This window comes from Streptomyces sp. S.PNR 29 (assembly GCF_030386795.1).
Taxonomy (GTDB): domain Bacteria; phylum Actinomycetota; class Actinomycetes; order Streptomycetales; family Streptomycetaceae; genus Streptomyces.
In genome coordinates this window covers 133378-159097 of sequence record NZ_JANUQM010000018.1, presented here as the reverse complement: position 1 = coordinate 159097, position 25720 = coordinate 133378, and the positions used below count along the sequence as shown (strand labels likewise).

Below are 25720 nucleotides of genomic sequence, written 5' to 3'. Positions count from 1 at the left end.
CGCTCCCGGCGGGAACGGGCGCCGGGGCCGCCCGTGTCCTTCGCCACGGGCGGCCCCGGCCGGGGGGATCGCCGGATCAGGTGCGCGCCACTTCCAGGTCGGCGGGAGCGGGATCCGGCGCCTCGGGCCGGCGGCTGAGCGCCTCGCCCTCCACGTCGACGCGGGGCAGGATCCGGTCCAGCCACTTCGGCAGCCACCAGGCCTTGTCGCCGAGCAGGGCGAGCACGGCGGGCACGATCGCCATCCGTACGACGAACGCGTCGAGCAGGACGGCGGTGGCCAGGCCGAACCCGATCATCTTGATCATGGAGTCGCTCTCGCCGATGAACCCGGCGAAGACCGCGATCATGATCAGCGCGGCGGCCACCACCACGCGGGCGCTGTGCCGGAAGCCGGATATGACCGCCTGACCGGGCCGCTCGCCGTGGACGTACGCCTCCCGCATCCGGGAGACGAGGAACACCTCGTAGTCCATGGCGAGCCCGAAGACGATGCCCACCAGGAAGATCGGCATCAGGCTCATGATCGGGCCGGTCTGCTCCACGCCGAAGATCCCGGCGCCGTGGCCCTGCTGGAAGACCACGACGACCGCGCCGAGGGAGGCCAGCACCGACAGCAGGAAGCCGAGGGCCGCCTTGAGCGGGACGAGCAGGGAGCGGAAGACCACCAGCAGCAGCACGATCGCCAGGCCGACCACGACCACGAGGTACGGGACCAGCGCGGCCTGCACCTTGTCGGCGATGTCGATGTTCAGCGCGGTGGTGCCGGTGACCTCGAAGGACGCCCCGGTCTCCGACTCGATGCCGGGACGCTCGCCCCGGATGGTCTTCACCAGGTCCTTGGTCTTCTCGTCGGTCGGCGCGGTGGACGGCACGACCGAGAAGACCGCGGTGTCACCGGCGTCGTTGAAGCGGGCCGGGGAGACGGACACGACGCCCTCGGTGGCGCCGATCTCCTTGGTGATCGTCTCCGCGGCGCCCTTCGGGTCGGAGTCGCCCTTGGCGTCCACGACGACGGTGAGCGGCCCGTTGAAGCCCGGCCCGAAGCCCTCGGCGAGCGCGTCGTAGGCCCGCCGCTCGGTGGTGGAGGCCGGCTTCGCCTCGTCGCCGGGCATGCCCAGCTGGAGCTGGGTCATCGGCACCGCGAGGGCGCCGAGGCCCACCACGCCGAGGAGCAGCACGGGCAGCGGGCGGCGCAGCACGAACCGCGCCCAGCGGGTGCCCCCGTTGTTGTCGGTGCTCTCCTCGACACGGCCGCTCTTGCGGGCCCGCCGCCGCAGCACGGCGTTCGGCCAGAAACCGAGGAAGGCCGGGACCAGCGTCAGCGCGATCAGTACGGCGACGACGACCGCGCCCGCCGCGGCCAGGCCCATCTTGGTGAGCATCGGGATGCCGACCACCGTGAGTCCGGCGAGGGCGATGACGACGGTGAGGCCCGCGAAGACGACGGCGGAACCGGCCGTGCCGACCGCCAGGCCGACCGCCTCCTGCGGGGTACGGCCCCGGGCGCGTTCCTCGCGGTAGCGGGAGACGACGAACAGGGCGTAGTCGATGCCGACGGCGAGGCCCAGCATCATCGCGAGGGTGCCGGTGGTGGTGGACAGGCCGAGCGCGTCGGACAGGGCGAGGATCGTGGCCATGCTCACGCCGACGCCGACGACGGCGGTCAGCAGCGGCAGCCCGGCCGCGGCCAGGGAGCCGAAGGTGATCAGCAGCACGACCGCGGCGACCGCGATGCCGATCACCTCGGCGAGCCCGCCCGGCCCGCCGCCGCCGTCCATCGCGCTGCCGCCGGCCTCGACGGTCAGCCCGGAGCCGCGGGCCTCGTCGATGGCCTGCTCCAGGCCGTGTCGGCTGGCGTCGGTGAGGTCGCTCGACGTGACCTTGTAGGTGACGGTCGCGAACGCCGTCGAGCCGTCCTTGCTGATCGCCTTCGCCTGGAACGGGTCGACGGCGCTCGCGACCTGAGATCCGTCGGCCAGCTCGGCCACGGCGTCCTCGATGGCCTGCTTGTGCTCGGTCGCGGTCACCTTCTCACCGCTCGGCGCGACGAAGACGACCCGGGCGGTGGCGCCGTCGGCGGAGGCGCCGGGGAAGCGCTGTTCCATCAGGTCGAAGGCTTTCTGGGACTCGATGCCCGGCATGGAGAACCCCTCGTCGGATGCTCCCGGAGCCTTCAGGGCGCCCAGTCCGACGGCGGCCAGGACGGCCGCCCAGACCAGGGCGACGTACCAGCGTCGCCGGAAGGCCAGGCGGCCCACTCGGTAAAGGAAAGTTGCCACGACAGGGGTCTCCACATCTGGTGCCGACTGTCCGCCCAGGCTGCCGGGATGTGTGCCGTCCTGTCGTCGTGCGCCTGCCGACAATCCCCCCTACTGAGAACGCAGTACGAACCGGCCTCCAGGTCCGCCGCTGGTACCACGGGCGCGGTACGGATGTCAGTCGGCGGAGGCCAGGCCGGTGGGCGGGCCGGCCAGGATGCCACCGTCCAGGACGCACTCGGATCCCGTCGAGAAGGTGGCGTCGGTGATGATGAAGAGCACCATGCGGGCGACCTCTCCGGGCTCGCCGAACCGGGGGACGGGCTGTCCCCTGACGTAGGAGTCGTCGAAGCCGGCCGTCATCGGGGTGCGGAACCCGGCCGCGCCGCACCCGCCCCCCACCAGCATCGGCCGCGGCGGGTCCGGGCCGCAGCCCGGAACGGCCCGGACGGTGTCACTGGCCCGCGCTCCCCTGATCGCGTTCCTCCGGCCAGGACGACGGCCACCGGACGGGCGCCTCGTCCGGCCCGAGCCGGGACAACGCTTCGTTCAGGCGTTCGCAGACCTCCTCGATCTCCCGCAGGGTCTGGTTCCGCTCGGTGACGACCGCCGAGAGCAGCAGGGCGGTCAGTGCCACGGTGCCGTTGAAGGCCTGCAGGATGACCATCTGGGCGAGGAGATCGTGACCCGAGAACGGTCCCGCCCCGTCGGCTCCCGCATCGATGGCGATCACGGAGGCGATCAGCGCGCACGGGGCGGCGCCGACCAGCTGGAAGCGGAAGGCCGCCCAGATCAGGAAGGGGACGACGACGAAGAGCAGGTTGACCGTACTGCGGGTGGCCACCGCGGTGAGCACTGCCGTGCCGCCCAGCAGGGCCACCGCCTCGGCCCAGCGGAGCACGGGTACGCCGCGTGGCCATCGGGCGGTGCGTACGGCCAGCAGCAACGGCGCGATGACCAGGACTCCCATCGCGTCGCCCGTCCACCACACCGACCAGGTCGGCCAGAAGTCGTGGGAACTCAGTGCGCCGGAGGCCACCAGGACGCCCGTGCCGACCGTCGCGCTGATCAGCATCCCGCCCAGGGCGCCGAGGAAGATCAGCGCCAGAGCGTCCTGCAGCCGGTCGAGAGCGGGACGGAACCCCACCCGCCGCAGCAGGAGACAGGCGAAGACCGGCGCCAGCGTGTTGCCGACCGTGATGGCGAGCACGGGGAGGATCGACGGCCCGAGCATCACGTTCACCACGAACGCCCCGAGAGCGATCCCCGGCCACATGCGCAGGCCCCACAGCAGCAGGGCGACGACGGCGATGCCGGTGGGCGGCCAGAACGGCGTGACCTGCCCGCGCACCAGTTGCTGCTGCAGCCCCAGCTCGGCGCTGCCGTAGTAGGCGGCCAGGACGGCAGCCAGCCGCAGGCCCTGGACGGCGTACGGCCGGAACCGGTTCGCGCGCGCCGGGTCGGTCATCCCGGCCTGCCCGGGCGGTCATGCCGGGCGAGGCGGGCCGCACCGGGGTCGTCCAGGCCGCGCATGGTGCTCACCCTTCGCCCTGCCCCTGCTCCCGGAGACCTCCGTACCGAAGGACCAGGACCGCGGCGTCGTCTCTGTGGCCGGTGAAGTCCGCCACCTTGATTATGTGCGCGGCCAGCTCGTCCGGCTCGGCGCGACAGGCGCTGCCGGCCAGTGCCGCCACCCGTTCGAGCCCTTCCTCGATCGGGTAGCCGGGGCCTTCCACCACGCCGTCGGTGAGCAGGACGAACGCTCCCTCGCCGGTCAGCGACCTACGGGTCGACGGGTAGCTCTGGCCGGCCTGGATGCCGAGCGGCAGACCGCCCTCGTTCAGCACGATCTCGCAGTGGCCCTCGGACCAGGCCCAGACGGCGGGGACGTGCCCGGCACGGGCGTCGACGAGCTCGCTCGTGACCGGGTCGAAGCGCAGGAACGAGCAGGTCACGAACAGTCCGGAGCCCAAGGCGACGAGCAGGTCGTTGGTGCGCCGGAGCACCTCCGCCGGGTCCGTGGTGGCGGTCGCGACGGCCCGCAGGCAGGTGCGCACCTGCCCCATGAGAGCGGCGGCCTCCACATCGTGGCCCTGCACGTCCCCGATCGCGAACCCCACCGAGCCGTCCGGCATGAGGAAGCCGTCGTACCAGTCGCCCCCGATGTCCAGCCCGGCCCGCGCGGGCGCGTACCGTCCCGCCACCCGCAGCCCGGGCAGGACCGGCAGCTCGGCGGCGAGGACCTGACGCTGCAACGCGGCAGCGAGCTCCACGCGGGCCTGCTGGAGCTTGATCCGCTCCAGTATCCGGCCGGTCAGATCCCCCAGCTTGTGCAGGAGATCTTCGGGCGTACTGGACGAGACGGCACGACGGCGGGGCATGGCATCACACTCCGGTTTCGTTCGGAGTTTGCGCCATTTGTCACGTCTCTCACGGTACGCCTGCGGGGGCGGCCGGGACCTCGGCGTCGATGACGAGCTCGTCGCCCGGACGGGACGTGCCGGCACTGAACTCAAGGTGCCGGAACCTTGACCCGCCTTCCCCGCGGCACGTACCTTCCCCACCGTCGGTAAACGGTTACTACCTAATTCTGTCGGCCGCAGAGCGGCGCGTACCGGCGCGGCCCTCGAGGGAGAGGTCCTCCACGATGAGACCTGCACGAGACCAGGACGAACCCACCGCGGACAGAGGCGGGCGCTCGGGGGCGCTGTCCCGCCGGGGGATGCTCAAGGGGGCGGCGGTCGCCGCCGGGATGGTGGCGATGGGGCCGGCCACCACGCGGCCGGCCTGCGCGGCGGACTCCTCGGGCACGGACGCGGACACGGCCGACGCCACCGCGCGCATGGGCGGTACGGCCGTCACCGTGTCGCTGGTGAACGGGGCGCTGCAGTGGTCCGCCGAGCGCGACGGCAGGACGGTGATCGGCACCTCGGCCCTGGGGCTCAGGCTGGGCGACGGAACCGTCCTCGGCAACGATGTCAGGATGACCGGGAGCCGGCGCCGGACCGTGCACGACACCTGGTCACCGGTGTACGGGCGCAACAAGAAGGTCACCGACCACTTCCAGGAGCAGTGCTGGGATCTGCGGGACGCCGCGTCCGGCATCCGTTTCGGCGTCCGGATCCGCGCCTACAGGACCGGCGTCGCCCTCCGTTACGTCCTGCTCGACCAGGGCACCGCCACCATCGCCGACGAGCTGACGACGTTCGTCTTCCCCGACGACACCACCGTCTACAGCGCCCGTGACGAGGACCCCTACATCCCGGTCGCCCCCGACAAGATCCCGGTCGGCGGAACGTCGAGCACGGACCAGGGCCCGCTGACCGACCTGCCGCTGACCGCCGACCTCTCGGACGGGCTCATCGCCTGCGTCTGCGAGTCCGCCCGGATCGACTACCCCCGGCTGATGCTCGGTTCGGTGCCGGGACAGCCCGGCACCCTGTCCGCCTTCCTGATGGAGCACACCGCCCGCGGCACCGGGCCGGTGGAGACGACGTCCACGGTCACCACCCCGTTCGCGACGCCGTGGCGCGCGGTCGTGATCGGGTCGACGCACGCCGAACTGGTCGACAACGCCGAGCTGGTGCTCAATCTGGCCCCGGAGATCGCCCTCACCGACACCTCCTGGATCAAGCCGGGCAAGGTCTTCCGCTGCGAGCTCAGCACCGCCGCCGGTCTCCAGGGCGTCGACTTCGCCGTGGCCCGCGGCATCGACTACATCGAGTACGACGCCGGCTGGTACGGGCCCGAGTTCACCACCCCCGACGCGACGAAGCCGATCGCCGCCATCGATCTGCCGTCCGTCATCTCGTACGCCACCAGCAAGGGCATCGGTGTCTTCCTCTACGTCAACCGGCTGGCGCTGACCGACGCGGACTCGCTGTTCGGCCTCTACAAGAGCTGGGGCGTAGCGGGCATCAAGCTCGGCTTCATCAACGACGGCACCCAGACGATGACCAGCCAGATCACCGGCTGGGCCCGGACGGCAGCCAAGTACCAGCTGCTGATCGACATGCACGACGACGTCCGGCCGTTCGGCTACGAACGCACGTACCCGAACTACATCAGCCTGGAGGGTGTCCGGGGCAACGAGCAGTTCCCGACCGCCACGCACAACGTGACGCTGCCCTTCGCCCGCAACATCGGCGGCCCGCTGGACTACACGATCTGCTATGGGCAGTCGCGCAACAAGACGACCAACGCCCACCAGATGGCGATGGCCGCGGTGTACTACCAGCCGCTCAACTTCCTGTTCTGGTACGACAAGCCGTCCAAGTACGCCAATACCTCCGGCTGGCCGGGACTGCCCTGGTTCAATGCCGTCCCCACGACCTGGGACGAGAGCAGGACCCTGGCCGGATCGATCGGGGAGTACGTGGCGGTCGCCCGCCGCAACGGCTCCACCTGGTACCTCGGGGCGATGACCAACGAGACGGCCCGGACGCTGTCCGTCCCGCTGTCCTTCCTGGACGACGAGACCACGTACACGGCGACCGTCTACGCCGACGGCACACCGGGCAGCAGCCCCTTCCGCACCCCCGTCGTGGTCAGCACCCAGGCCGTGACCTCGGACACCGTCCTGGACGTGGCCATGGCCAGTGCGGGCGGCCAGGCGATCGTCCTGACGCCGAGCTGATCCCGGGCAACCCGGGTGTGAGCGACCATGCGGCGGCGTGCCGTCGACGCGGCCGCGGGCCCGGCCGTAATTCGTTTGACCGGGCCACGGGGCGGGCCTGCATTGTTGCCAGGCACCACCAGTCGTGGTGCCGGTATTCCGAGGAGGCAGCGGCAGCGATGGAGATCCGTCCCACGACCGACGAGGATCTCGACGTCTTCGTCGACACAGTCCATGCCGCGTTCGGGCGCTTCCCGGAGACTCCGGTCGAGGGCGGCGGGCTCTGGTGGTCGGCGCTGGAAACGGAGCGCTGCCTGCTGGCCCTGACGGCGGACGGGCGGCCCGTCGGCACCGCCGCCGCGCACTCCTTCGAGCTCACCCTGCCCGGTGAGACCCTCGTCCCGGCCGCCGGCGTGACCGCCGTCGGCGTCCTGCCCTCGCACCGGCGCCAGGGCGTGCTCAGCGCGATGATGCGGCATCAGCTCGCCGAAGTGCGCGCCCGCGGGGAGTTCCTCTCCGTGCTGCTGGCCTCCGAGGCCTCGATCTACGGCAGGTTCGGCTACGGACCGGCGACCTACACGGCACGCCTGACGGTGCAGCGCCACCGGGCCGCCCTCGCCCTCCCCCGGGCGCGCGGAACGGCCGACGCACCGGCGACCGGCCCGGACAACGGCTCGGTCGAGGTGCTGCGTCGGGCCGAGTGCGGCGAGATCCTGGAAGAGGTCTACGACCGGTACCGCCGTGCCCAGCCCGGCGCGCTGTCCCGGCCGCACCGCTGGTGGGCCTTGCGCGCGGGGCAGCCCCCGATCTCGCCGGCGCCGCGTTACGTCGCCGTCCACCGGGACACCGACGGCGTCCCGGACGGGTACGCCAGCTACTCGGTCGACGCAGGCACCCTGACGGTCGACGAGACCATCGCCACCGACGACGCCGTCTTCACGGCCCTGGCCCGGTTCGTGCTCGGACACGACCTGGTCTCTCAGGCCGTGTTCCAGCACGTCCCGTCCGATCACCCGCTGCGCTGGCAGTTGGCGGACTTCCGCGCCGGCGAGGTGAGCGGCGACATGGACTGGCTCTGGGTGCGGCTGCTGGACGTCCCGCGCGCACTGACCGCGCGCGGCTGGTTCATGGACGGCGAGCTCGTCCTCGACGTCGAGGACCCGTTCCTCGGCGAGCACGGCCGCTACCTGCTGACCGTCCGGGAGGGCAAGGCCGACTGCGTGCCGACGGACCGGGAGCCCGACCTGTCCCTGGACATCCGCGATCTGGGCTCGGTCTACCTCGGCGGCACCGCCCCGAGCACGCTCGTGCGCGCCGGACACATCCGGGCCCACCGCCCGGGCGCGGCCACCCTCGCTGACGCCCTTTTCCGCGCCGACCGCCCCCCGCACTGCCTGCACTGGTTCTGACCGCGCGCTCGCAGACCCTTCCGTCTCCCCCGACGGCTCAAGTCCTTTGCGCGAACTCGCCGGATCCTCGGCCGGTCAGCCGTACATCGCCACGCGGTAGAGAGCCGCAAGCGCGTCGTCGATGGGATGGGGCTGCGGCTTGCCGGAGGAGTCGAGCCTGTTCCACCTCTGCAGGTTCACCGCGACGGCCAACTGCCGTTTGCCGTCGGCACGGGTCATGGCCAGCGTTCCGCCACCCCAGACCGTGCCGCCATGGCCCCAGAAGACGCCCTGCCCAGGACCCTCCATCGGGTGCAGGCCGAGGCCGTAGCCGATCGTCCTTCCCTCCTGGGAGACGACCGGGACCGTGCGTTGCATCTGCGCCAGCGACGACGGGCTGACGATCTCCCCGGCCAGCAGCATGCGGAAGAAGCGGTTGAGGTCCGCGACGGTCGATATCAGCGAGGCCGAAGGCCCCACCCATGACATGTCGTAGACGCTGTAGTCGCGCGGCGGGTCGATCATGCCGAACCACGCCTCGTAGAGCTGCGCATGCGGCCCGTCGACGTACGGTCCGGAGGGGAATGCGGTGTCCCGGAGCCCGGCGCGCTCGATGACGTTCCGGGTGATGTACCACTCGGCCGTGGTACCGGTCACCTTTTCCAGGAGTTCGCCGAGGAGCAGGTAGTTGGTGTTGGAGTACACCCCCGGCGTACCGCCCGGAGCGCCGACGGCAGGTGCGGTGACCCCCATCTCGATCAGTTCGGTGGGGGCGAACCGCGTGAACCGGTGGTCGTCCAGGCTCTGGGGCCCAGTGTCCGCGAGGACGGGGAACGCCCTGAGGGAGGGGTAGGCACAAGGGAGGTACTCGGCGAGGCCGCTGGTGTGGTTGATCAGCATCCGGACCGTGATCGCGTCACCGCGCTCCCCGGGAACCAGCTTCGGAAGGTACCGGCCGATCGGCGCGTCGAGACCGATCTGACCGCTCTCGACCTGCTGCAGGACCGCGGCGGCGGTGAAAGTCTTGGTGACGCTGCCGACGCGGTGACGCATGTCGGCGGTGACAGGGCGAGCGGTGGCGACATCGGCGACCCCGGCGGCGCCGCGCCAGACCTGGTCGCCGTCACGCACCTCGGCAAACAGTCCCGGTATCCCGGCACGGTGGACGTTTTCCAGGGCGGCGTTCAGCTCCGCGGGATTCAGTGGGTTCCTCACAACCTGCGTCCTTTCGCATTCCCCGAGGTGAGCTCCACGTCGGTCGCCGGGCCCGGGCAACAGGGCACGGGTGACACGTCGGCGCGCGCCTGCTGCCGGGAGCCTCGGCACGCTCACGCCCCTCATTATGCACGCAGTGCGTGCAACACCAAGTGCATAGGTTAGGCTGAAGGTCGGCGAGAGGAGTGGGATGGCAGGCCGAAGGCGCTGGTCGACCGAGGAGATCCTGGATGCGGCGGCGGAGCTGCTGCGCACGAGCGACACCGAGTCGTTCAGCGTGCGCAAGCTCGCTGCGGCCCTCGGGACCGATTCCTCCAGCCTCTACCGGCACTTCCGCAGCAAGACCGAACTGCTGCGCGCGGTGGCCGACCGGATCCTCCTGGCCGCCATGGACGGCCACCGCCCCGAGGGCGACTGGAAGCAGCGCATCACCACTCTTGCCCTGCGCGTGAGAGACGCCTTCGGCCAGCAACCCCAGCTCGCCGCGGTCTGGGGACGCTACGCGTCAAGCGGCACCGGTTCCCGGCTGGTCATGGAAGAGCTGCTGCAGGCCCTGCGAGCGTCGGGGCTGCCCGAGGAGGAGATCCCGGCGCGCTACCACCGGCTCGCGGTCCTCATCGCCGCTTTGATCGCCTCCGAGGCCGGGGTCAGCACCATCACCGCCGAAGAGTACGAGCAGGGCATGGAGCTGTTCCGCGTCGCGGTACTGGGCGCCGACCCCGAACGCTTCCCCGCCCTGGCCCACTTCGCGCGCGACATCCGCCCCCTCGGGGCAGACCGCCGCGCGGCGTTCGAAGAGATCCTCGCCGCCCAACTCGCCCACATCGAGGCCGCGATCTGACCGAGCCGGCCGATCGGTGAGGACCCAGGTCTTCCTCACGCGACGGCGAGCAGCAGTCGCACTGTCTCAACGCCGTCGCCCACGCCCCACGCATCCGCGACGGCGCGGGCGCCGGAGGCGGCGGGCGCCCTGCCGGACGGGCCACTCGGGCGGCGACCGGTGTTGACGCAGGCGATGGACCGGGCCGCTATCTGCCCCGCCCGTTCACGGGTACGCGGCTCGAAGCTCGGGTGCTCCGCCGCCTCGCGGCCGCCGTGGCCGGCAAGCACCGCATCCACGTTCCTCGATGGCGAGTTCCCGCAGGTGCGGCGCGCGCCGGAACGAGCGATGGACCGCCGGGCTGCTCATCGGGCCGTGGTCCGCGCCCGCACCTACGTGCCATGGGGTCGCGGCCCGTTCCTGGCCGCCCAGCCGGCCCAACGCCGGGGCGCCGGCTCAGTCGAGCAGTGCCACCCTCGGCTGCACCGTGCCCTCGGCGTCCGGGTCGGTGACCGTGAGCCGGTAGTGCTCGGTGAGGGTGGCGCCCGGGTGCACCGTGCGCTGGGCGGTCGACAGGCCGGTGTAAAGGGTGCCGCTCTGGCTGCCGAGCTCTGTGCGGGTCCAGTGGCCGGTCGCCGTGCGCCGCTCGACCTGGATGTCCGACTGCTTGAGGAACGGTCCGGCGTCCGGCGACTCCACCAGGAGCTGCGGGGCGACCGTCCTGTCCGCCGACGAGGTGTTGCGGTAGGTGGCCGTGAACTCGTGCTGCCTGCTGTCGGACGGGAGGGGGCTGGTGGGCAGGTCCACGAAGCCGACGGGGAGGGCGGGTGCCTGCCCCCGCGCGCCCGTGGACTGCGCGCCGGCGGCCTGATGCGTGGCGGCGACGGCGGTTCCCGCCGTGGACAGGCCGGTGAGCGCCACGGCGAGGGCCAGGGAAGCAACCCTGAGACGGCGGTTCTTGGACTGCATGTTCGCTGATCCTCCGGGTTCGCTTGAGTGGACCGGGTTCCCCCGTCAGGCTCCCGGCCAGGGGCGTCCCACGACTGCGAAAAGATCGTAGGCAGCGGCCGTCACCCTGCGGATCGGCCGTACGGCCGAGGATTCCGCGACCGGCTTCCGGCCGAATGGCCGAGGCGGACAACGCCGTTGAGGCGCCCGCGGCCGGCACCGGGATCGGGCCCGGCCCTCCGCAGTACCCCGCGTGGCGGCGGTCGATGCCCCGCGCTGCCGTTCTGTCTTCACCGACGGGGTGACGAACAAGCCAACTACCGTCAGGTAGTGGACAGATATGGTAGAAGGACGATCACAAGACCGTTCTTGTCAGTCTTTCCCTTCCAGTTGAGCGAAAAACTCTCCAACCTCGCCGGCATCGGTGAGTGCTTGGCGTCACTTGACCCGAGGGGAAACACACAGTGACTACGCCCCATCACGTCCCGCCCGGCCGGGACAGACGCCTGACGCCCCGGCTCGGGCGCCGTTCCGGTTCCCGGGCGCTGAGACGCTTCACGCGTCTGAGGATCGCCTCGGCCGCGGTGACGGCCCTCGCCGTCGCCGGGGTGGGATCCCAGGCGGTGGTCGCCCAGGCGGCCCCGACGGCCCCCCAGGACCCCCCGGTGCCGTCCCTGTCCTGGTCCGACTGTCAGAACGGCTTCCAGTGCGCGAACGCCGAGGTGCCGCTTGACTACCGTGACCCGCAGGGCCGCACGATCACCCTGGCGGTGATACGCAAGCAGGCCGCGGACCCGGCGAAGCGCAAGGGCACCCTCTTCCTGCAGCCCGGAGGGCCCGGCAACTCCGGAGTGGACTTCGTCCGCGGCAACTACGCCGGCCTGCCGGCCGCCCTCCGCGACTCCTTCGACGTCTTCGGATACGACGTACGCGGTGTCGGGCGCAGCTCGCAGGTCCAGTGCTGGGACGACCCGACGTACACGCAGGCCGTCACCGCGGCCAAGGGTGTCCCCGGCCCGGACGCCTACGAGCCGGCGGTGCGCCAGGCCGCCGATTTCGACCAGGCCTGCGCGGACAACGCGGGCGATCTGCTGCCCTACGTGGGCACCCAGTACGTCGCCCGCGACATCGACCTCCTGCGCCAGGCCCTGGGTGAGGACGAACTCACCTACTACGGGCGCTCGTTCGGCAGCTACATAGGCACCGTCTACGCCGCCATGTTCCCGGAGCGTGTGCGCGCCCTAGCACTCGACGGCGCGTACGACCCGGAGCACTACGCCAACCGGCCGTACGCCTACGACCGGCCCCAGTACCTGGCCCTGGACGGCGCGATGAGCCGCTTCCTCGACTGGTGCAAGGCCGACCAGGCCACCTGCGGGTTCGGTGACGGCGATCCGCGGGCGGCGTTCGAGAAGCTCAAGGCCGACCTGGACGCCGACCCGGTGCCGACCGCGAACGGGGGCCGGGCGAACGGCTACACCCTCGTCTACCGCCTGATGTTCAACATCAACGAGGGCAAGGTCATCTGGCCCTCGCTCGGCGAGGCCCTGCGCAAGGCGCAGCAGCGCGACAACACCTCCTTCCTGCTGCGGCCGCCGTCCCCGGCGAGCTTCGACTTCCTGAACCCGAACGTGGTCGTCGAGTGCATCGACAAGGACTACCCGAGCGACCCGGCCCTGCTGAAGCGGCAGGTCACGACCAACGCCAGGCTGGCGCCGCTGCTCGGCCCGGCCATGGCGTACGGCCCGCCGACCTACGACCACCAGCACGCCACGGCCTGCGCCCAGTGGCCCGGCGAACGCGTCAGCCGCTACGACGGCTCCTACCGCGCGAAGGGCTCCGCGCCGATCCTGGTCATCGGCACCACCGGCGACCCGGACACCCCGTACCGGGACGCGGTGGCCCTGTCCCGGGAGCTCGACAACGGCCGTCTGCTCACGTTCAGGGCCGAGGGGCACACCGCCTTCGGCCGGAGCGCCTGCGCGACGGACGCGGTCACCGGCTATCTGGTCGACCTGAAGGTCCCGGCCCGTGGCACGACCTGCGCGGACGAGACCCAGCCGCCGTCCTCCACGCCCACGACGGCCCCGTCCGGGACGACGCTCGGCGAGCTCCGGCACGGCGTCAGCGACCGCCTCGACCGCCTCGGCGTCCTGCACTGACCCAGCACTGACTCCATCTCCGCACCACCCTCGAAGCGCCGGGCCCCATGGTCCGGCGCTTCGTCGTTGCCGGGGAGCCGGGGGCTCGTCGCATCCGCCGCTTGTTCATCATGGTGAATAAGAATCAAGTACGAGTCTATTGACGCTCCTGCGGCGGGGATTTAGCGTCCGAGAAAGCGCTTTCTCCACCCGGAACCGGGTGACCTTTCGCACGGACCGTTCATATCAGCGAACCGATCGGCACCGCACCCGACACCGTCACAGGAGACCAACGATGCAGCTGAGACCCGTCATCGCGTCCGTCGGCCTGCTGGCCGGCGCGCTCGTCGCGCTGTCCGGCCCCACGGCGCAGGCCGCCTCCGTCCGTTACGAGGCCGAGAGCTCCCCGGCGGTCTGTACCGGCACCATCGACTCCGACTGGGCCGGCTACTCCGGCAGCGGATTCTGCAACGGCACCAACGCGACCGGCGCCTACGCGCAGTTCACCGTGAACGCCCCTGCCGCGGGCACGGCGACCCTGCGGATCCGCTTCGCCAACGGGACCGCCACCGCGCGGCCCGCCGACGTCGTGGTGAACGGCTCGACCGTCACATCGGCCTCGTTCGAGGGCACCGGGGCCTGGAGCACATGGGCGACGAAGACGCTCACGGTGTCGCTCGGCTCGGGCAGCAACACCATCCGGCTCAACCCGACCACCTCCGCAGGGCTGGCCAACATCGACCACCTGGAGGTGGAGACGGGCGGCACCACCCCGCCGCCGTCGGGCAACGCCCTGTACGTGGCACCGAACGGCACCGACAGCGCCGCCGGAACGGAGTCGAGCCCGACCACGCTCACCTCGGCCATCACCCGCGTCGCGGCCGGCGGCACGATCTACATGCGCGGCGGGACCTACCCGTACGCGCAGACGGTCACCATCGCCCAGGGCAACAACGGCACCTCCGGCGCCCGCAAGACGCTGGCCGCCTACCCGGGTGAGACGCCCGTACTGAACTTCTCGGCCCAGAGCGAGAACTCCGCCAACCGCGGGCTCGCCGTCAACGGGTCGTACTGGCACGTCAAGGGCATCGTCGTGGAGCGCGCCGGGGACAACGGCATCTTCGTCGGCGGCAGCAACAACATCTTCGAGCGCACGGTGACCCGCTTCAACCGGGACACCGGACTGCAGCTGTCGCGGATGGCCTCCAGCACCCCGAAGGACCAGTGGCCGTCCAACAACCTCATCCTGAGCGCCGAGTCGCACGACAACGCCGACTCCGACGGCGAGGACGCCGACGGCTTCGCCGCGAAGCTCACCTCCGGGCCCGGGAACGTCTTCCGCTACGCCGTGGCCCACAACAACATCGACGACGGCTGGGACCTCTACACCAAGTCGGACACGGGAGCCATCGGCCCGGTGACCATCGAGGACTCCCTCGCCCATGACAACGGCACCCTCAGCGACGGGTCCCAGGCCGGCAACGGTGACCGCAACGGCTACAAGCTCGGCGGCGAGGACATCGAGGTCGACCACGTCATCCGGCGCAGCATCGCCTACAAGAACGGCAAGCACGGGTTCACCTACAACAGCAACCCCGGCACGATGACGGTGTCGGACAACGTCAGCATCGACAACACCCAGCGCAACTTCAACTTCGACGGCGGCACCTCGGTGTTCCGGAACAACACCTCGTGCCGCAGCGGCAGCGGAACCAACGACCGCGTCATCGGCGACGCCGACAGCTCCAACCAGTTCTGGTCCGGCTCGAACGGGTCCCGGTGCTCCTCGTACACCGGGGCGATGAAGTGGTCCTTCGCCGCCGACGGCCGTCTCGTGGTGACCTTCGGCGGCAGCCAGGTGGCGCCGTAAGGGCCCGTCTCACAGGGGCCGGCCGCCGCCCGGTCCGTGGGCGGCGGCCGGCAGGGAGGCCGAGGTCAGACCTTGGTGAAGCACAGGGTGTAGTCGGCGCCCCGGTTGCTGGAGTACTCGATGCCGTAGTCGTACTGCGATCCGCACGTCTCGTTCGGGCCGAACTTCTTGTCGCCGGTCTTGTACTCGGCCTCGGCCGAGTCGCAGTCGACGATCGTGGGCAGCGGCTCGCCCTTGGGGTCGTCGACCTTGACGCAGTCGCCGACCTCCGGGTCGTGGGTCTCGGCCTCCGCGGCCGCCGCGGACGCCGAGGCCTCCGCCTTCGCCTTACCGCCCGTAGGGCTGGTGTTGTAGTCCCAGACCCAGTAGCCCACGGCGCCGAAGACGGCGATGACGACGACGGCGGACTTGACGGCCCGCAACAGGCCTCCGGGCTGCGGCTGCCGGGGCCCGCCCGGCGGCTGCGGCTGACCGTGGGGCGGCTGGTTCTGGTACTGCGGTGGTGCGGACATGCCTGGGTGTCCCCCGTAGCGAAAGTGAACAGGTGGAAATCAACGAGAAGTTGACAGTCGCAGGTTATCTTTCGGCCATTGGCCGAAGCCCATGGGGGCATGCCCCACCCGCTGCGGCAGACGGTTCTCGCCATCCCCTTGCACATGGGCTTCAGCGGAAGAGAACCTTCGGCATGGCTGTCATCCACCACACGTCCCTCAAGCCGGCCAAGCTGGAGCTGCTCACCTCCTGGCTGCCCTCCCGCCCGTGGTACCGCGGCGGCGTGGGTGAACCGGCGTTGACCAAGGCGGGCGGCTTCCGGCTGGACGACCCGCAGGGCGAGGTGGGGATCGAGTTCATCGTGGTCAACGACTCCTGTGGCCCTCACCCGACCACCTATCTGGTGCCGCTCACCTACCGAGGCGCCCCGCTCGACGGAGCGGAGCACGCCCTCGTCGGCACCATGGAGCACGGCGTGCTGGGGCGGCGCTGGGCCTACGACGGCTTCCACGACCCGGTCCTGCTCGCCCAGTTGTCGGCCCTGATCGAGGGCCGGGTCCAGGCCCAGGACCAGAACACCAGCGACCTGCCCGCCCGGGACGTCACCCGCGCCTACGCCGGTGAAGGCCCCGTGCCCACGGACTTCACCACCGCTGCCGTCGACGACCAGGAGGGCACCGAACTGCGGGCACCGCACGGCACCGCTCTCCGCCTGCACCGGATCCTGCACCCCGCCCCGCACGGCTCGCCGCTCCCCCCACCCGGAGCGACCGGCCACGTCAGCGGCTCCTGGACCCTGCCGGACGGCACCCGAGGCCGGGGAGTGTTCGCCGTTGTGGACACCAGCCGGCGTGTGCCCCACTGAGGCGGGGCCCCTGCCGTGACCGGACGTGTCCGTTGTTCCCGGTCAGGCGGAGGCCCCGGCCCAGGCGGTGTCAGCCGGTGGAGCTACTGCCCGCCGGCAGGACGGTGAAGTCGAACTGGCTGATCTCGTCGTAGCCGCACTGGTCGTCCTCGCCGTACGAGTAGCCCGTCGTGAAGAAGTAGCCCGTGCCCGCCTTGGCGTCCTTGCCGATCTTGATGCGCATCCGGGCGTCCGCGTACTCGCCGGGCTCAAGGCTGCCCAGGGTGGCGAAGTTCGTGTTGTCGTCCCACTCCGCGCCCTCGCCCTCGACGGGCTTCCACGCGCCGCTCCTCGGGTCCGACCACTCGACCGTGACGGCGAGTTCGGACACGTCGTCGATCTTCGGGTCGGCGGTGCCGACGTAGAGCGTGAGGTCGGTCTCCATCAGCTTGACCGTGGAGACGTTGGTGACGCGGTAGGTGAACTCGTGCCACCCGGATCCGGCGACGATCTCGCTCGGGAGGCCGCGCAGCCCGGTCTTCCCCCGGTCCTCCTCGGGAATGCCGGAGCAGAAGGCCGGGCGGGTGTACGTCGGCGACGGCGACACGGACACCGAGCCGCTGTGCGCGGACGCGCTCCCCGTCGCCTGCGCGGCAGGAGCAGCGAGCAGTGTCGCCAAGCCGACGACGGCGACGGCGGTCGCGGCCGGCAGAGCACGATGAAGCTTCATGGATCCCTTTCATGGAAAACCGGATGTTGCCGCTTACATGACATGCCAACCCGTCAACAGGTTGTGCTCCGCGCCGAGTTGGGTGCGGTCAGGGAAGAAGCCGGCGGCGCTAGCCTGGCGATCATGGGGGACTGGGAGATCCGGCCGGCTTCGGTGGCGGACGTCGAGGCGGTGGCCGAGTTGCGGGCCGTGGTACTGCGGCCGGATCTTGAGCGGCTCGGGCGTTACGACGACCAGCGGGTACGGCAGCGACTGCGGGACGGGTTCGCTCCGGCGCACACCTGGGTGATCGAGGTGGGCGGCACGTTCGCCGGCTGTGTGGCGCTGCGGCCGGCCGAGGACGCCCACTGGCTGGAGCACTTCTACCTGGCTCCGCATCTGCAGGGCGGCGGCATCGGCGGGGCCGTGCTGCGGGGGCTGCTGGAAGAGTGCGACCGCGACGGCATCGTGGTCCGGCTGAACGTACTGCACGGCAGTGCGGCCCGGCGGCTGTACGAGCGGCACGGGTTCACGCTCCACAGCGAGGATCCGGTGGACGTGTTCATGGTGCGTGAGCCGGCCCGCCGCGCCCCCTTCCGCCCCGCTCCGTCCTGAGGTCACTCACGGGCCTGGCACGACCGTTCCTGACGACGCGTCGCGGGGAACCGTGGCCGCGGCGATCACCTCGTCCAGTGCCGCCCGGGAGCGCCGCAGGTCCTCGATCATGCCGTCGATACGGTCCCGCTCCGCCGTGAGGTCGGTGATCAGCCGGGCGTCGGCGACGGCGGAGGGGCCGCCATCCGAGTCCCGCATGCACGGGAGCAGCTCCGCGATCTTCGAGCTGCACAGGCCGGCCGCGTACAGCTCCTGGATGCGGACGACGCGGGCGACCGCGCCCTCGGGGTACTCGCGGTGCCCGCCGGGGGTGCGTTCCGCGCTCAGCAGCCCCTGCTGCTCGTAGTAGCGCAGGGACCGCGGGCTCACCCCGGTACGCCGGGCCAGCTCACCGATCCGCATGACGCACCTCACATCCCTGCCGCTTGAATCTGACATGGATGTTAACTCCTAGCGTGACGGGCATGACCGACACACGCGTTGCCCCCAGCCTCTTCGCCCCTGCCCGCCTCGGCCCCCTGGACCTTCCGAACCGTCTGGTCATGGCACCGCTGACCCGGAACCGCGCCACCGCCGACGGCGTCCCGACCGCGCTCATGGCCACCTACTACGCCCAGCGGGCCTCCGCGGGCCTCATCATCGCCGAGGCCTCCACGCCCAACGCGGTGGGCCAGACCTACCCGAACATCACCGCCATCCACGACACCGCACACATAGCGGGCTGGCGTCGGGTCACCGATGCCGTGCGCGCCGCCGGGGGCCGGCCGATGTTCCTGCAGATCCAGCACGGCGGACGGGTCGGCCACCCCGACACCAGCGGCCACATGCCGCTCGCGCCGTCCCCGGTCCCGCTTCCCGAGCCGATCCACACACCCGGCGGGAAGCAACCGGCCGTCACCCCGCGCGAGATGACCACCGACGACATCCGCGCCACCGTCGCCGACTTCGCGACCGCCGCCCGCAACGCGCTGGAGGCGGGATTCGCCGGCGTCGAGGTGCACAGCGCCAACGGCCATCTCCTCCACCAGTTCCTCGCCCCGAACACCAACCGCCGCACCGACGCCTACGGCGGCCCCCCGGAGAACCGCATCCGCTTCACCGTCGAGGTCGTCGACGCGGTCCTCGCCGAGATCGGCCCCGAGCGGACCGGGCTGCGCATCTCCCCCGGAAACACCGTCAACGGCATCGACGAGGGCGACGAGACCGAAGCGCTGTACGCGGCGCTGGTCTCCGCCCTGGCCGACCGTGGCCTCGCCTACCTCCACGTCGGCTTCGCCGACCCGGACTCCGCCGTCTACCAGGACATCCGCGAGCAGTGGCCGGGCACGCTCATCGCCAACCCCGTCCTGCCCGCCGGCCAGATCCCCGCCGACGGCGGCAGGCACGCGGCCGAACGGCTCCTGGCCGCCGGCGCCGACCTCATCGCCCTCGGCCGCCCCTTCCTCGCCAACCCCGACCTCGTCGAACGCCTCCGTACCGGCGCGCCCGTCAACCCGGTCCGGAACAAGTACCTGATGTACGTGGGCGGGGAGACCGGCTACACCGACTATCCCGTCAACGCGTAGCGCTGCCCGGTGGCGTGCGGCCCTGCTACGACAGACCGATCGCCGCGCAGTCCGCCGCGTACTCGGCGGTGCAGATGTCCTTGGCGGTGTAGACGCCGTCCTGGATGACCGTCTGCTTGACGTTGTCCTTCGTGAGGGCGACCACCGGCACCAGCATGGTCGGGATGTTCTTCTGGGTCGGGCTGTCGACCCGGTCGCGGGTCAGGGCGTCGAACTGGATGTCCTTGCCCTGGACCTTGGCCACCGCCATCTCCGCGGCGTTGTCCGCCTCCAGCAGGAACGACTTGTAGACGGTCATGTACTGCTCGCCGGCGATGACCCGCTGGACCGCCGCCAGGTCGGCGTCCTGTCCGGTCACCGGCGGCATCTTGGTGACGCCCGCCTCCTTCAGCGCCTCGATGACGGCGCCCGCCATGCCGTCGTTCGCGGAGTAGACGGCGGCGATGTTGTTCAGGCCGATGGCGTCGATCGCCTTCTTCATGTTCGCCTTGGCGGTGGCGGGGAGCCACTCCGGGGTGTCGTACTGCTTGGCGATGATCACCTTGACCTCCAGCTCGCTGAGGGCGCCCTTCTTGAACCGCGCGGTGTTCGGGTCGGCGACGGAGCCGTTCATCATGACGATCTTGCTCGTCGCGGCCTTCTTGCCGAGCGCCTGCACGAGGGCGCGGCCCTGCACCTCGCCGACGAGTTCGTTGTCGTGGGATATGTACGCGTCGATGGGGCCCTCGGCGAGCCGGTCGTAGGCGATGACGGGGATGCCCGCGTCCTTGGCCTTGCGGACGTCCGACGCGATGGCCTTGGCGTCCACGGCGTCCACCAGGAGCACGTCCACCTTGTCGGCGATCATCTGCTCGAACTGCTTGCTCTGCTTCGCGGAGCTGGCCTCTGCGTTGGCGTAGAGCACCTTGCCCTTGTTGTCGGTGAGGGAGGCGACCCTCTTCTTGAAGAGGGGGTAGTCGAACTTCTCGAAGCGTCTCGTGTCCCGGTCGGGCAGGAGGAGACCCACCGTGATGTCGTTGCCCTTGTGCGGGCTCGCGGAGCTGGCACTTCCGCTGACGTCCTCGATGACGCCGCACGCGGCGAGCACAAGGGCCGACGCCGAGGCGGTCAGGGCCAGGGCGAAACGGCGGGGAGCGGTCCTGCGGAGGGGATGAGCGTTCACTACAGGTGCCTTCCGGGGCGGGAGTGCAGCAGAGCAACCGGGGTGACTGAAAAGCCAACGCGGGGGCGGCCTGCGACGTCAAGCGGCACCGGTTAACGAGATTGCAACAGCGATGTGTTCAAATCGTGTTGGGCCATGGCGCCGTACGCGATGAACCCCACGATCGCGAGCGCCCAGGCGAAAGTGACCGGCTCCAAACCCATGGCCAGACCACCGCGGGCGTGGTCGACCGCCATCCAGTCGGCGAGGGAGGCGCCGAGGGGGCGGGTGACGACGTACGCGGACCAGAAGGCGGCGACCGCGTCCAGGCCGCCGAAGCGGTGGGCGAGGGCGGGGACGCAGATCGCGGCCGCGAACAGGACGACGGAGCCGAGATACTCCAGGCCGGCCGTGGCGGTGAGGTCGCCCGCGGCGGTGCCGAGCGCGAACGTGGCGAGAACCGCGGCCCAGTAGAACGCCTCCCGCCGGCGGGTGCGGACGCCGTGGACGGAGAGGGTGCGCTCGCTCGCGTACCAGAGGACGAAGACCGCGGCCAGGACGAGCAGGAAGGCGGGGGCCGAGACCTGGTACGGGACGCCGAGGCCCACGTGCAGTACATCCGCGGCCATCGTGCCGAACACGCTGACCATGACGACGGCGGTCCAGTAGGCCCAGGCCGCGTACCGGCGCAGAGTGAGCTGGACGGCCAGGGCGGCCACCAGGGCGAGACCGCCGAGGGCGACCGCCGGGACGGGGCCGAGTTCACGGGCCAGGAGGTCGGACGCCGTCTCCCCCATGCCGGTGGTCAGCACCTTGACGATCCAGAAGTAGACCGTCACCTCCGGCACCTTGTTCGCCATCGTGCGCAGCGGACCGCGAGGGCGGGCGTCGAGGTCGTCACGGAGGTGCTCGGTGGTCATGAGCCGCACGATGACACGGTCGGCCGCCCCTTTCCCAGGCCCTTTTGCCAATGCTTTGGGGCATTTGGCGCGCACGTTGCCACAGCTCGCCGGGAACCTGGGTCCTGGTAGAAACTTCACCTACTGCACACCTCCACGACGAGCAAAGGTGTCCCATGGGCAGAGGCGTCACACTTCGCGACGTAGCGGCGCGCGCGGGCGTCTCCAGCCGGACCGTGTCCAACGTCGTCAACGGGTACGCGCGGGTCTCCGAGGAGACCCGGGCCCGCGTGCAGAAGGCCGTGGACGAGCTGGGTTACCGGCCGAACGTGCTGGCCCGCAACCTCGCCGCCGGCCGCTCCGGGCAGATCGCGGTGGTCGTGCCCTACCTGGACACGCCGTACTTCGCGGAACTGCTGCAGGGCGTCATCCGCGCGGCCCGCGTCCAGGGCTACAACGTCCTGATCGACCAGACCGACGGGGACGCCGAGCACGAGAAGCTGTTCCTCACCCGGGGCTCCACCAGCCTGCTCTTCGACGGCGTCATCTTCAGCCCGCTCGGCCTGTCCCAGTCCGACCTGTCCGTGCGCGACACGAGCCTGCCGCTCGTCATCCTCGGCGAGCGGGTCAGCGACGGCACCTTCGACCATGTCGGCATCGACGACGTCACCGCCTCCATGGAGGCCACCGAGCACCTGCTCGGCCTCGGCCGGCGCCGCGTCGCCGCGATCGGCGACCAGCCCTACCGCACCGGCGAGGCGGCCCAGCTGCGCACCCGCGGCTTCCGGCTGGCCCACGAGCGGGCCGGGCTGCCCGTCCACGAGGAGCTCGTCATCTCCACGCCGCGCTTCAACCGCTCCGACGGCGCCGAGGCCATGGCCCATCTGCTGGACCTGGAGCAGCCGCCGGACGCCGTCTTCTGCTACAGCGACCTGGTGGCCCTGGGCGCCATGCGCACGCTGGCCTCGCGCGGGCTGCGGGTGCCCGAGGACGTCGCCGTCATCGGCTACGACGACATCGAGGACGGCCGGTACTCCAACCCGTCCGTCACGACGATCTCGCCGGACAAGAGGATGATCGCCGAGACCGCGGTCGAACGGCTGCTCAACCGGATCGGCAGTGCGACGCCGGTACCGGGCCTGGAGATCCGGGCACCCCACCGGCTCGTCGTGCGGGAGAGCACCGTGGGACGGCAGGCCGGACACGAGCCGCGCCGGCCGTCCGAAGCCGACGGCGCCGGCCTCACCGGCTGACGGCCGTGCCGTCCGGTCGGCCCGCGACGCGGACGCCCGGGCGGCACGGAGGACGTCCGTACCGTCCGGTCGGCCCGCGTGCCCGGGGGTGCGCGGGTTCAGGAGCGGGGGGCGCCCAGGGCGTCGCAGCTCAGGCCCGGGGCGGTGGGGGTGGTGCCGCGGATGTGGCCGTCGCCCGTCAGGACGTACTTGGTGGTGGTCAGCGCGGTCAGGCCCATCGGGCCGCGCGCGTGCAACTTCTGGGTGGAGATGCCGAGTTCGGTCCCGAGCCCCAGCTCCGCGCCGTCGACCAGCCGGGTGGAGGCGTTGACGGCCACCACCGCGGTGTCCAGCGCGGCGACGAACCTGCGGGCGGCGGCCTGCGAGTCGGTGACGATCGCCTCCGTGTGGCCGCTGCCGTGCAGCCGGATGTGGTCCACGGCGGCGTCCAGCGAGTCGACGACGGCGGCGGCGATGTCCAGGGAGAGGTACTCGCACCCCCAGTCCTCGTCCGTCGCGGGCACCACCGACGCGTCGTGGGCGCGCACCCTGGCGTCGCCGTGCACGGTCACGTTCCGCTCCGCCAGGGCCGCGAGGGCGCGCGGCAGGAACGCGGGGGCGACGGCGGCGTGCACCAGGAGCGACTCGGCGGCGTTGCAGACCGACGGGCGCTGTGTCTTGGCGTTCAGCAGGATGTCCAGCGCCATGTCGACGTCGGCGTGCTCGTCCACGTAGACATGGCAGTTGCCCACGCCCGTCTCGATCACCGGGACCGCCGAGTGGCGCACCGTGGTCTGGATGAGCTGCCGGCCGCCGCGCGGGATCAGCACGTCGATCAGGCCGGTGAGGGACATGAGTTCGTGCACGGAGGCATGGGTGGTGCCGGGCACCAGCTGGACGGCGTCCGGCGACAGCGTGGTGCCCGCCAGGGCTTCCCGCATCACGTCGACCAGCGCGGCGTTGGTCTGCCGGGCGGTCGACGAGCCGCGCAGCAGGGCCGCGTTGCCGGTCTTGAGGCACATCACCGCGGCGTCGACGGTCACATTGGGACGGCCCTCGTAGATCATGCCGACGACACCGAGGGGCGTACGGATCTGCCGTACCTCCAGACCGCTCGGCATGACCGACCCGCTGGTCACCTCGCCGAGCGGGTCGGGCCGGTCGGCGACATCGCGCACCATGGCCGCCAGGGACTCGATCTGCGGCTCCCCGAGTCGCAGCCGGTCGATCACCGCCTCCGGCTGTCCGGCCGAACGGGCGGACGCCAGGTCCTTCTCGTTCGCGGCCAGGATCTGCGGGGCGCGGGCGGTCAGCCGCCCGGCGATCGCCGTGAGGGCCGCGTCGCGCTCGGCTCCGGTGGTGGTGGCGAGCCGTGTCGCGGCGGAGCGGGCGGCGAGGGCGGCCTCACGGACGGTGCCGGATGCCAGGGAGGTACAAGAAGGGGTGCTCATCGGCTCGTTCGTCCCATCGGTCGGTACAGGTTCATCGGCTCGTACGCGCCCACCGGGGCGTACGGTTCAGCGGACCGTACGCGTACGTCGGCCCGTACGGGGTCACCGGCCGGTGCGCGGTCACCGGCCCGTGCCCGCGTAGACCACGGCCTCGACATGTTCGCTGTCCAGGCCGAAGGCGGTGTGCGCGACGGCGACCGCGGACTCCAGGTCCTCGACGTGCACGACGACCGAGATACGGATCTCCGAGGTGGAGATCATCTGGATGTTGACCCCGGTCTCGGCCAGCGCCGCGAAGAGCGTGGCCGACACCCCGGGGTGCGAGCGCATCCCCGCGCCGACCACGGAGAGCTTTCCGATGCGGTCGTCGTGACGCAGGCCGAGGTAGCCGATGCGGTCCTCGATCTCCTGGAGGGCGCGCAGCGCGGCCGGCGCCGCCGCCGTCGACAGCGTGAAGGAGATGTCCGTGCAACCCGTCGCCTCGGCCGACACGTTCTGCACGATCATGTCGAGGTCGCAGCCGGCTTCGGCGAGCGCGGTGAACACCGTGGCGGCCGCGCCGGTCTTGTCCGGGATGCCCACGATGGTGATCTTCGCCTGGCTGCGGTCGTGTGCGATCCCGGAGATGATGGGGTCTTCCATGGCGGTTTCCGTCGCTCTCTCTGTGTCGGTCGGACCGGAGGTGTCGGCGATGATGTCCGTGCGGCGTCCGGCGGTGAGATCGCCGGTGGCGTCGTCCGCGAACGAGGACCGCACCCGCAGCGGAACCCGGTAGCGCTTGGCGTACTCCACGCAGCGCGAGTGCAGGATCTTGGCGCCGTGCGCGGCGAGTTCGAGCATCTCGTCGTAGCGGACGGCGGGGATGAGACGCGCGGCCGGCACGATCCGCGGGTCGGCGGTGAAGACGCCGTCGACGTCGGTGTAGATCTCGCACAGGTCGGCGCCGAGGGCCGCGGCCAGCGCGACGGCGGTGGTGTCCGAGCCACCGCGGCCCAGGGTCGTCACGTCCTGCGTGTCCTGCGCGATCCCCTGGAAACCGGCCACGATGACGACCGACCCGGCGTCGAGCGCGGCACGGAGCCGGGCGGGCACCACGTCGACGATCCTCGCCCGGCCGTGGGCGGCGTCCGTGATGAGGCCCGCCTGCGATCCGGTGAACGAGGTCGCGTGGTGGCCGAGTTCGGCGACGGCCATGGCGAGCAGCGCCATGGAGATGCGTTCGCCGGCGGTGAGCAGCATGTCCAGCTCCCGGCCGTTGGGGCCGGTGCTGATCTGGTCCGCCAGGTCGAGCAGCTCGTCCGTGGTGTCGCCCATGGCCGACACCACCACGACGACGTCGTGTCCGGCCTCCCGGGCCGCCACCACGCGTCCGGCGACCCGCTTGACGCTCTGCGGGTCGGCCACCGAGGAGCCGCCGTACTTCTGCACGACGAGCGCCATTCGTTGTCCTTTCTCCTGCCTGCGGGACTGGCCCGCAGGGTGTCCGAGGGGGTTCGGGGTCCGACGTGCTGATGG

22 protein-coding genes and 1 pseudogene are annotated in these 25720 nt (G+C 71.1%); 9 read left to right on the top strand and 14 right to left on the bottom strand.

What is annotated here, in order from left to right:
• Positions 1-76 precede the first annotated feature (76 nt).
• From NW895_RS36870 to NW895_RS36855, 4 genes and pseudogenes are all read right to left on the bottom strand, one after another.
• Positions 77-2281 (bottom strand): MMPL family transporter, encoded by a 2205-nt coding sequence (locus NW895_RS36870; protein ID WP_289941262.1) that lies wholly within the window; start codon positions 2279-2281, stop codon positions 77-79.
• A 156-nt stretch (positions 2282-2437) separates the two neighbouring features.
• Positions 2438-2581, bottom strand: a pseudogene (locus tag NW895_RS36865) (3-alpha-hydroxysteroid dehydrogenase); the annotation flags it as partial.
• A gap of 133 nt (positions 2582-2714) precedes the next feature.
• Positions 2715-3728: an MASE1 domain-containing protein gene (locus tag NW895_RS36860; protein WP_289941259.1), complete on the bottom strand. Its 1014-nt coding sequence runs from the start codon at positions 3726-3728 to the stop codon at positions 2715-2717.
• A gap of 70 nt (positions 3729-3798) precedes the next feature.
• On the bottom strand, positions 3799-4641 hold the full coding sequence (locus NW895_RS36855; RefSeq protein WP_289941258.1) for a PP2C family protein-serine/threonine phosphatase: 843 nt from the start codon (positions 4639-4641) through the stop codon (positions 3799-3801).
• Positions 4642-4907: 266 nt separating this feature from the next.
• Here NW895_RS36855 and NW895_RS36850 point away from each other — a divergent pair, with 266 nt between their 5' ends.
• A complete protein-coding gene (locus tag NW895_RS36850; RefSeq protein ID WP_289941257.1) occupies positions 4908-6896 on the top strand; it encodes a glycoside hydrolase family 97 protein in 1989 nt (662 codons plus the stop codon).
• 158 nt (positions 6897-7054) lie between these two features.
• Positions 7055-8284, top strand: a complete 1230-nt coding sequence (locus tag NW895_RS36845; protein WP_289941256.1) for a GNAT family N-acetyltransferase — start codon at positions 7055-7057, stop codon at positions 8282-8284.
• Between the two features lie 75 nt (positions 8285-8359).
• On the opposite strand, the gene NW895_RS36840 is transcribed toward NW895_RS36845, so the two are convergent.
• Positions 8360-9478 carry a serine hydrolase domain-containing protein gene (locus NW895_RS36840; RefSeq protein ID WP_289941255.1) on the bottom strand — a complete coding sequence of 373 codons (1119 nt, stop codon included), beginning with the start codon at positions 9476-9478 and terminating at the stop codon, positions 8360-8362.
• A 190-nt stretch (positions 9479-9668) separates the two neighbouring features.
• On the opposite strand from NW895_RS36840, the gene NW895_RS36835 reads away from it, so the two are divergent.
• Positions 9669-10319 carry a TetR/AcrR family transcriptional regulator gene (locus NW895_RS36835; protein ID WP_289941253.1) on the top strand — a complete coding sequence of 217 codons (651 nt, stop codon included), beginning with the start codon at positions 9669-9671 and terminating at the stop codon, positions 10317-10319.
• A gap of 35 nt (positions 10320-10354) precedes the next feature.
• Here NW895_RS36835 and NW895_RS36830 read toward each other — a convergent pair whose 3' ends face one another.
• Complete coding sequence (locus NW895_RS36830) at positions 10355-10588, bottom strand: hypothetical protein (RefSeq protein ID WP_289941251.1); 234 nt, start codon at positions 10586-10588, stop codon at positions 10355-10357.
• Between the two features lie 166 nt (positions 10589-10754).
• Positions 10755-11267, bottom strand: coding sequence for a signal peptide protein (locus NW895_RS36825; RefSeq protein ID WP_289941249.1), 513 nt, complete (start codon positions 11265-11267; stop codon positions 10755-10757).
• 563 nt (positions 11268-11830) lie between these two features.
• Here NW895_RS36825 and NW895_RS36820 point away from each other — a divergent pair.
• Both NW895_RS36820 and NW895_RS36815 read left to right on the top strand, forming a co-directional pair.
• Positions 11831-13408, top strand: coding sequence for an alpha/beta hydrolase (locus NW895_RS36820; RefSeq protein WP_289941320.1), 1578 nt, complete (start codon positions 11831-11833; stop codon positions 13406-13408).
• Between the two features lie 274 nt (positions 13409-13682).
• Positions 13683-15257: a carbohydrate-binding protein gene (locus NW895_RS36815; RefSeq protein WP_289941248.1), complete on the top strand. Its 1575-nt coding sequence runs from the start codon at positions 13683-13685 to the stop codon at positions 15255-15257.
• Between the two features lie 65 nt (positions 15258-15322).
• Here the strand turns inward: NW895_RS36815 and NW895_RS36810 are convergent, their stop codons facing one another.
• Positions 15323-15769: a hypothetical protein gene (locus tag NW895_RS36810; RefSeq protein WP_289941247.1), complete on the bottom strand. Its 447-nt coding sequence runs from the start codon at positions 15767-15769 to the stop codon at positions 15323-15325.
• A 173-nt stretch (positions 15770-15942) separates the two neighbouring features.
• On the opposite strand from NW895_RS36810, the gene NW895_RS36805 reads away from it, so the two are divergent.
• Positions 15943-16614 (top strand): 1,4-alpha-glucan branching protein, encoded by a 672-nt coding sequence (locus NW895_RS36805; RefSeq protein WP_289941246.1) that lies wholly within the window; start codon positions 15943-15945, stop codon positions 16612-16614.
• A gap of 70 nt (positions 16615-16684) precedes the next feature.
• Here the strand turns inward: NW895_RS36805 and NW895_RS36800 are convergent, their stop codons facing one another.
• Positions 16685-17323, bottom strand: a complete 639-nt coding sequence (locus NW895_RS36800; RefSeq protein ID WP_289941245.1) for a hypothetical protein — start codon at positions 17321-17323, stop codon at positions 16685-16687.
• 123 nt (positions 17324-17446) lie between these two features.
• Between NW895_RS36800 and NW895_RS36795 the strand changes: the two genes are divergently transcribed.
• A complete protein-coding gene (locus NW895_RS36795) occupies positions 17447-17917 on the top strand; it encodes a GNAT family N-acetyltransferase (protein WP_289941244.1) in 471 nt (156 codons plus the stop codon).
• A gap of 6 nt (positions 17918-17923) precedes the next feature.
• Here the strand turns inward: NW895_RS36795 and NW895_RS36790 are convergent, their stop codons facing one another.
• Complete coding sequence (locus NW895_RS36790) at positions 17924-18319, bottom strand: MerR family transcriptional regulator (RefSeq protein ID WP_289941242.1); 396 nt, start codon at positions 18317-18319, stop codon at positions 17924-17926.
• Between the two features lie 62 nt (positions 18320-18381).
• On the opposite strand from NW895_RS36790, the gene NW895_RS36785 reads away from it, so the two are divergent.
• Positions 18382-19482, top strand: coding sequence for an alkene reductase (locus tag NW895_RS36785; RefSeq protein ID WP_289941241.1), 1101 nt, complete (start codon positions 18382-18384; stop codon positions 19480-19482).
• Positions 19483-19507: 25 nt separating this feature from the next.
• Here the strand turns inward: NW895_RS36785 and NW895_RS36780 are convergent, their stop codons facing one another.
• Both NW895_RS36780 and NW895_RS36775 read right to left on the bottom strand, forming a co-directional pair.
• On the bottom strand, positions 19508-20644 hold the full coding sequence (locus tag NW895_RS36780; protein WP_289941239.1) for a substrate-binding domain-containing protein: 1137 nt from the start codon (positions 20642-20644) through the stop codon (positions 19508-19510).
• Positions 20645-20736: 92 nt separating this feature from the next.
• Complete coding sequence (locus NW895_RS36775; RefSeq protein WP_289941238.1) at positions 20737-21543, bottom strand: hypothetical protein; 807 nt, start codon at positions 21541-21543, stop codon at positions 20737-20739.
• Positions 21544-21698: 155 nt separating this feature from the next.
• On the opposite strand from NW895_RS36775, the gene NW895_RS36770 reads away from it, so the two are divergent.
• Positions 21699-22775 carry a LacI family DNA-binding transcriptional regulator gene (locus tag NW895_RS36770; RefSeq protein WP_289941237.1) on the top strand — a complete coding sequence of 359 codons (1077 nt, stop codon included), beginning with the start codon at positions 21699-21701 and terminating at the stop codon, positions 22773-22775.
• Between the two features lie 98 nt (positions 22776-22873).
• Here NW895_RS36770 and NW895_RS36765 read toward each other — a convergent pair whose 3' ends face one another.
• Positions 22874-24205, bottom strand: coding sequence for a glutamate-5-semialdehyde dehydrogenase (locus NW895_RS36765; RefSeq protein ID WP_289941235.1), 1332 nt, complete (start codon positions 24203-24205; stop codon positions 22874-22876).
• Positions 24206-24325: 120 nt separating this feature from the next.
• Positions 24326-25645, bottom strand: a complete 1320-nt coding sequence (locus tag NW895_RS36760) for an aspartate kinase (RefSeq protein ID WP_289941234.1) — start codon at positions 25643-25645, stop codon at positions 24326-24328.
• Positions 25646-25720: the final 75 nt, after the last annotated feature.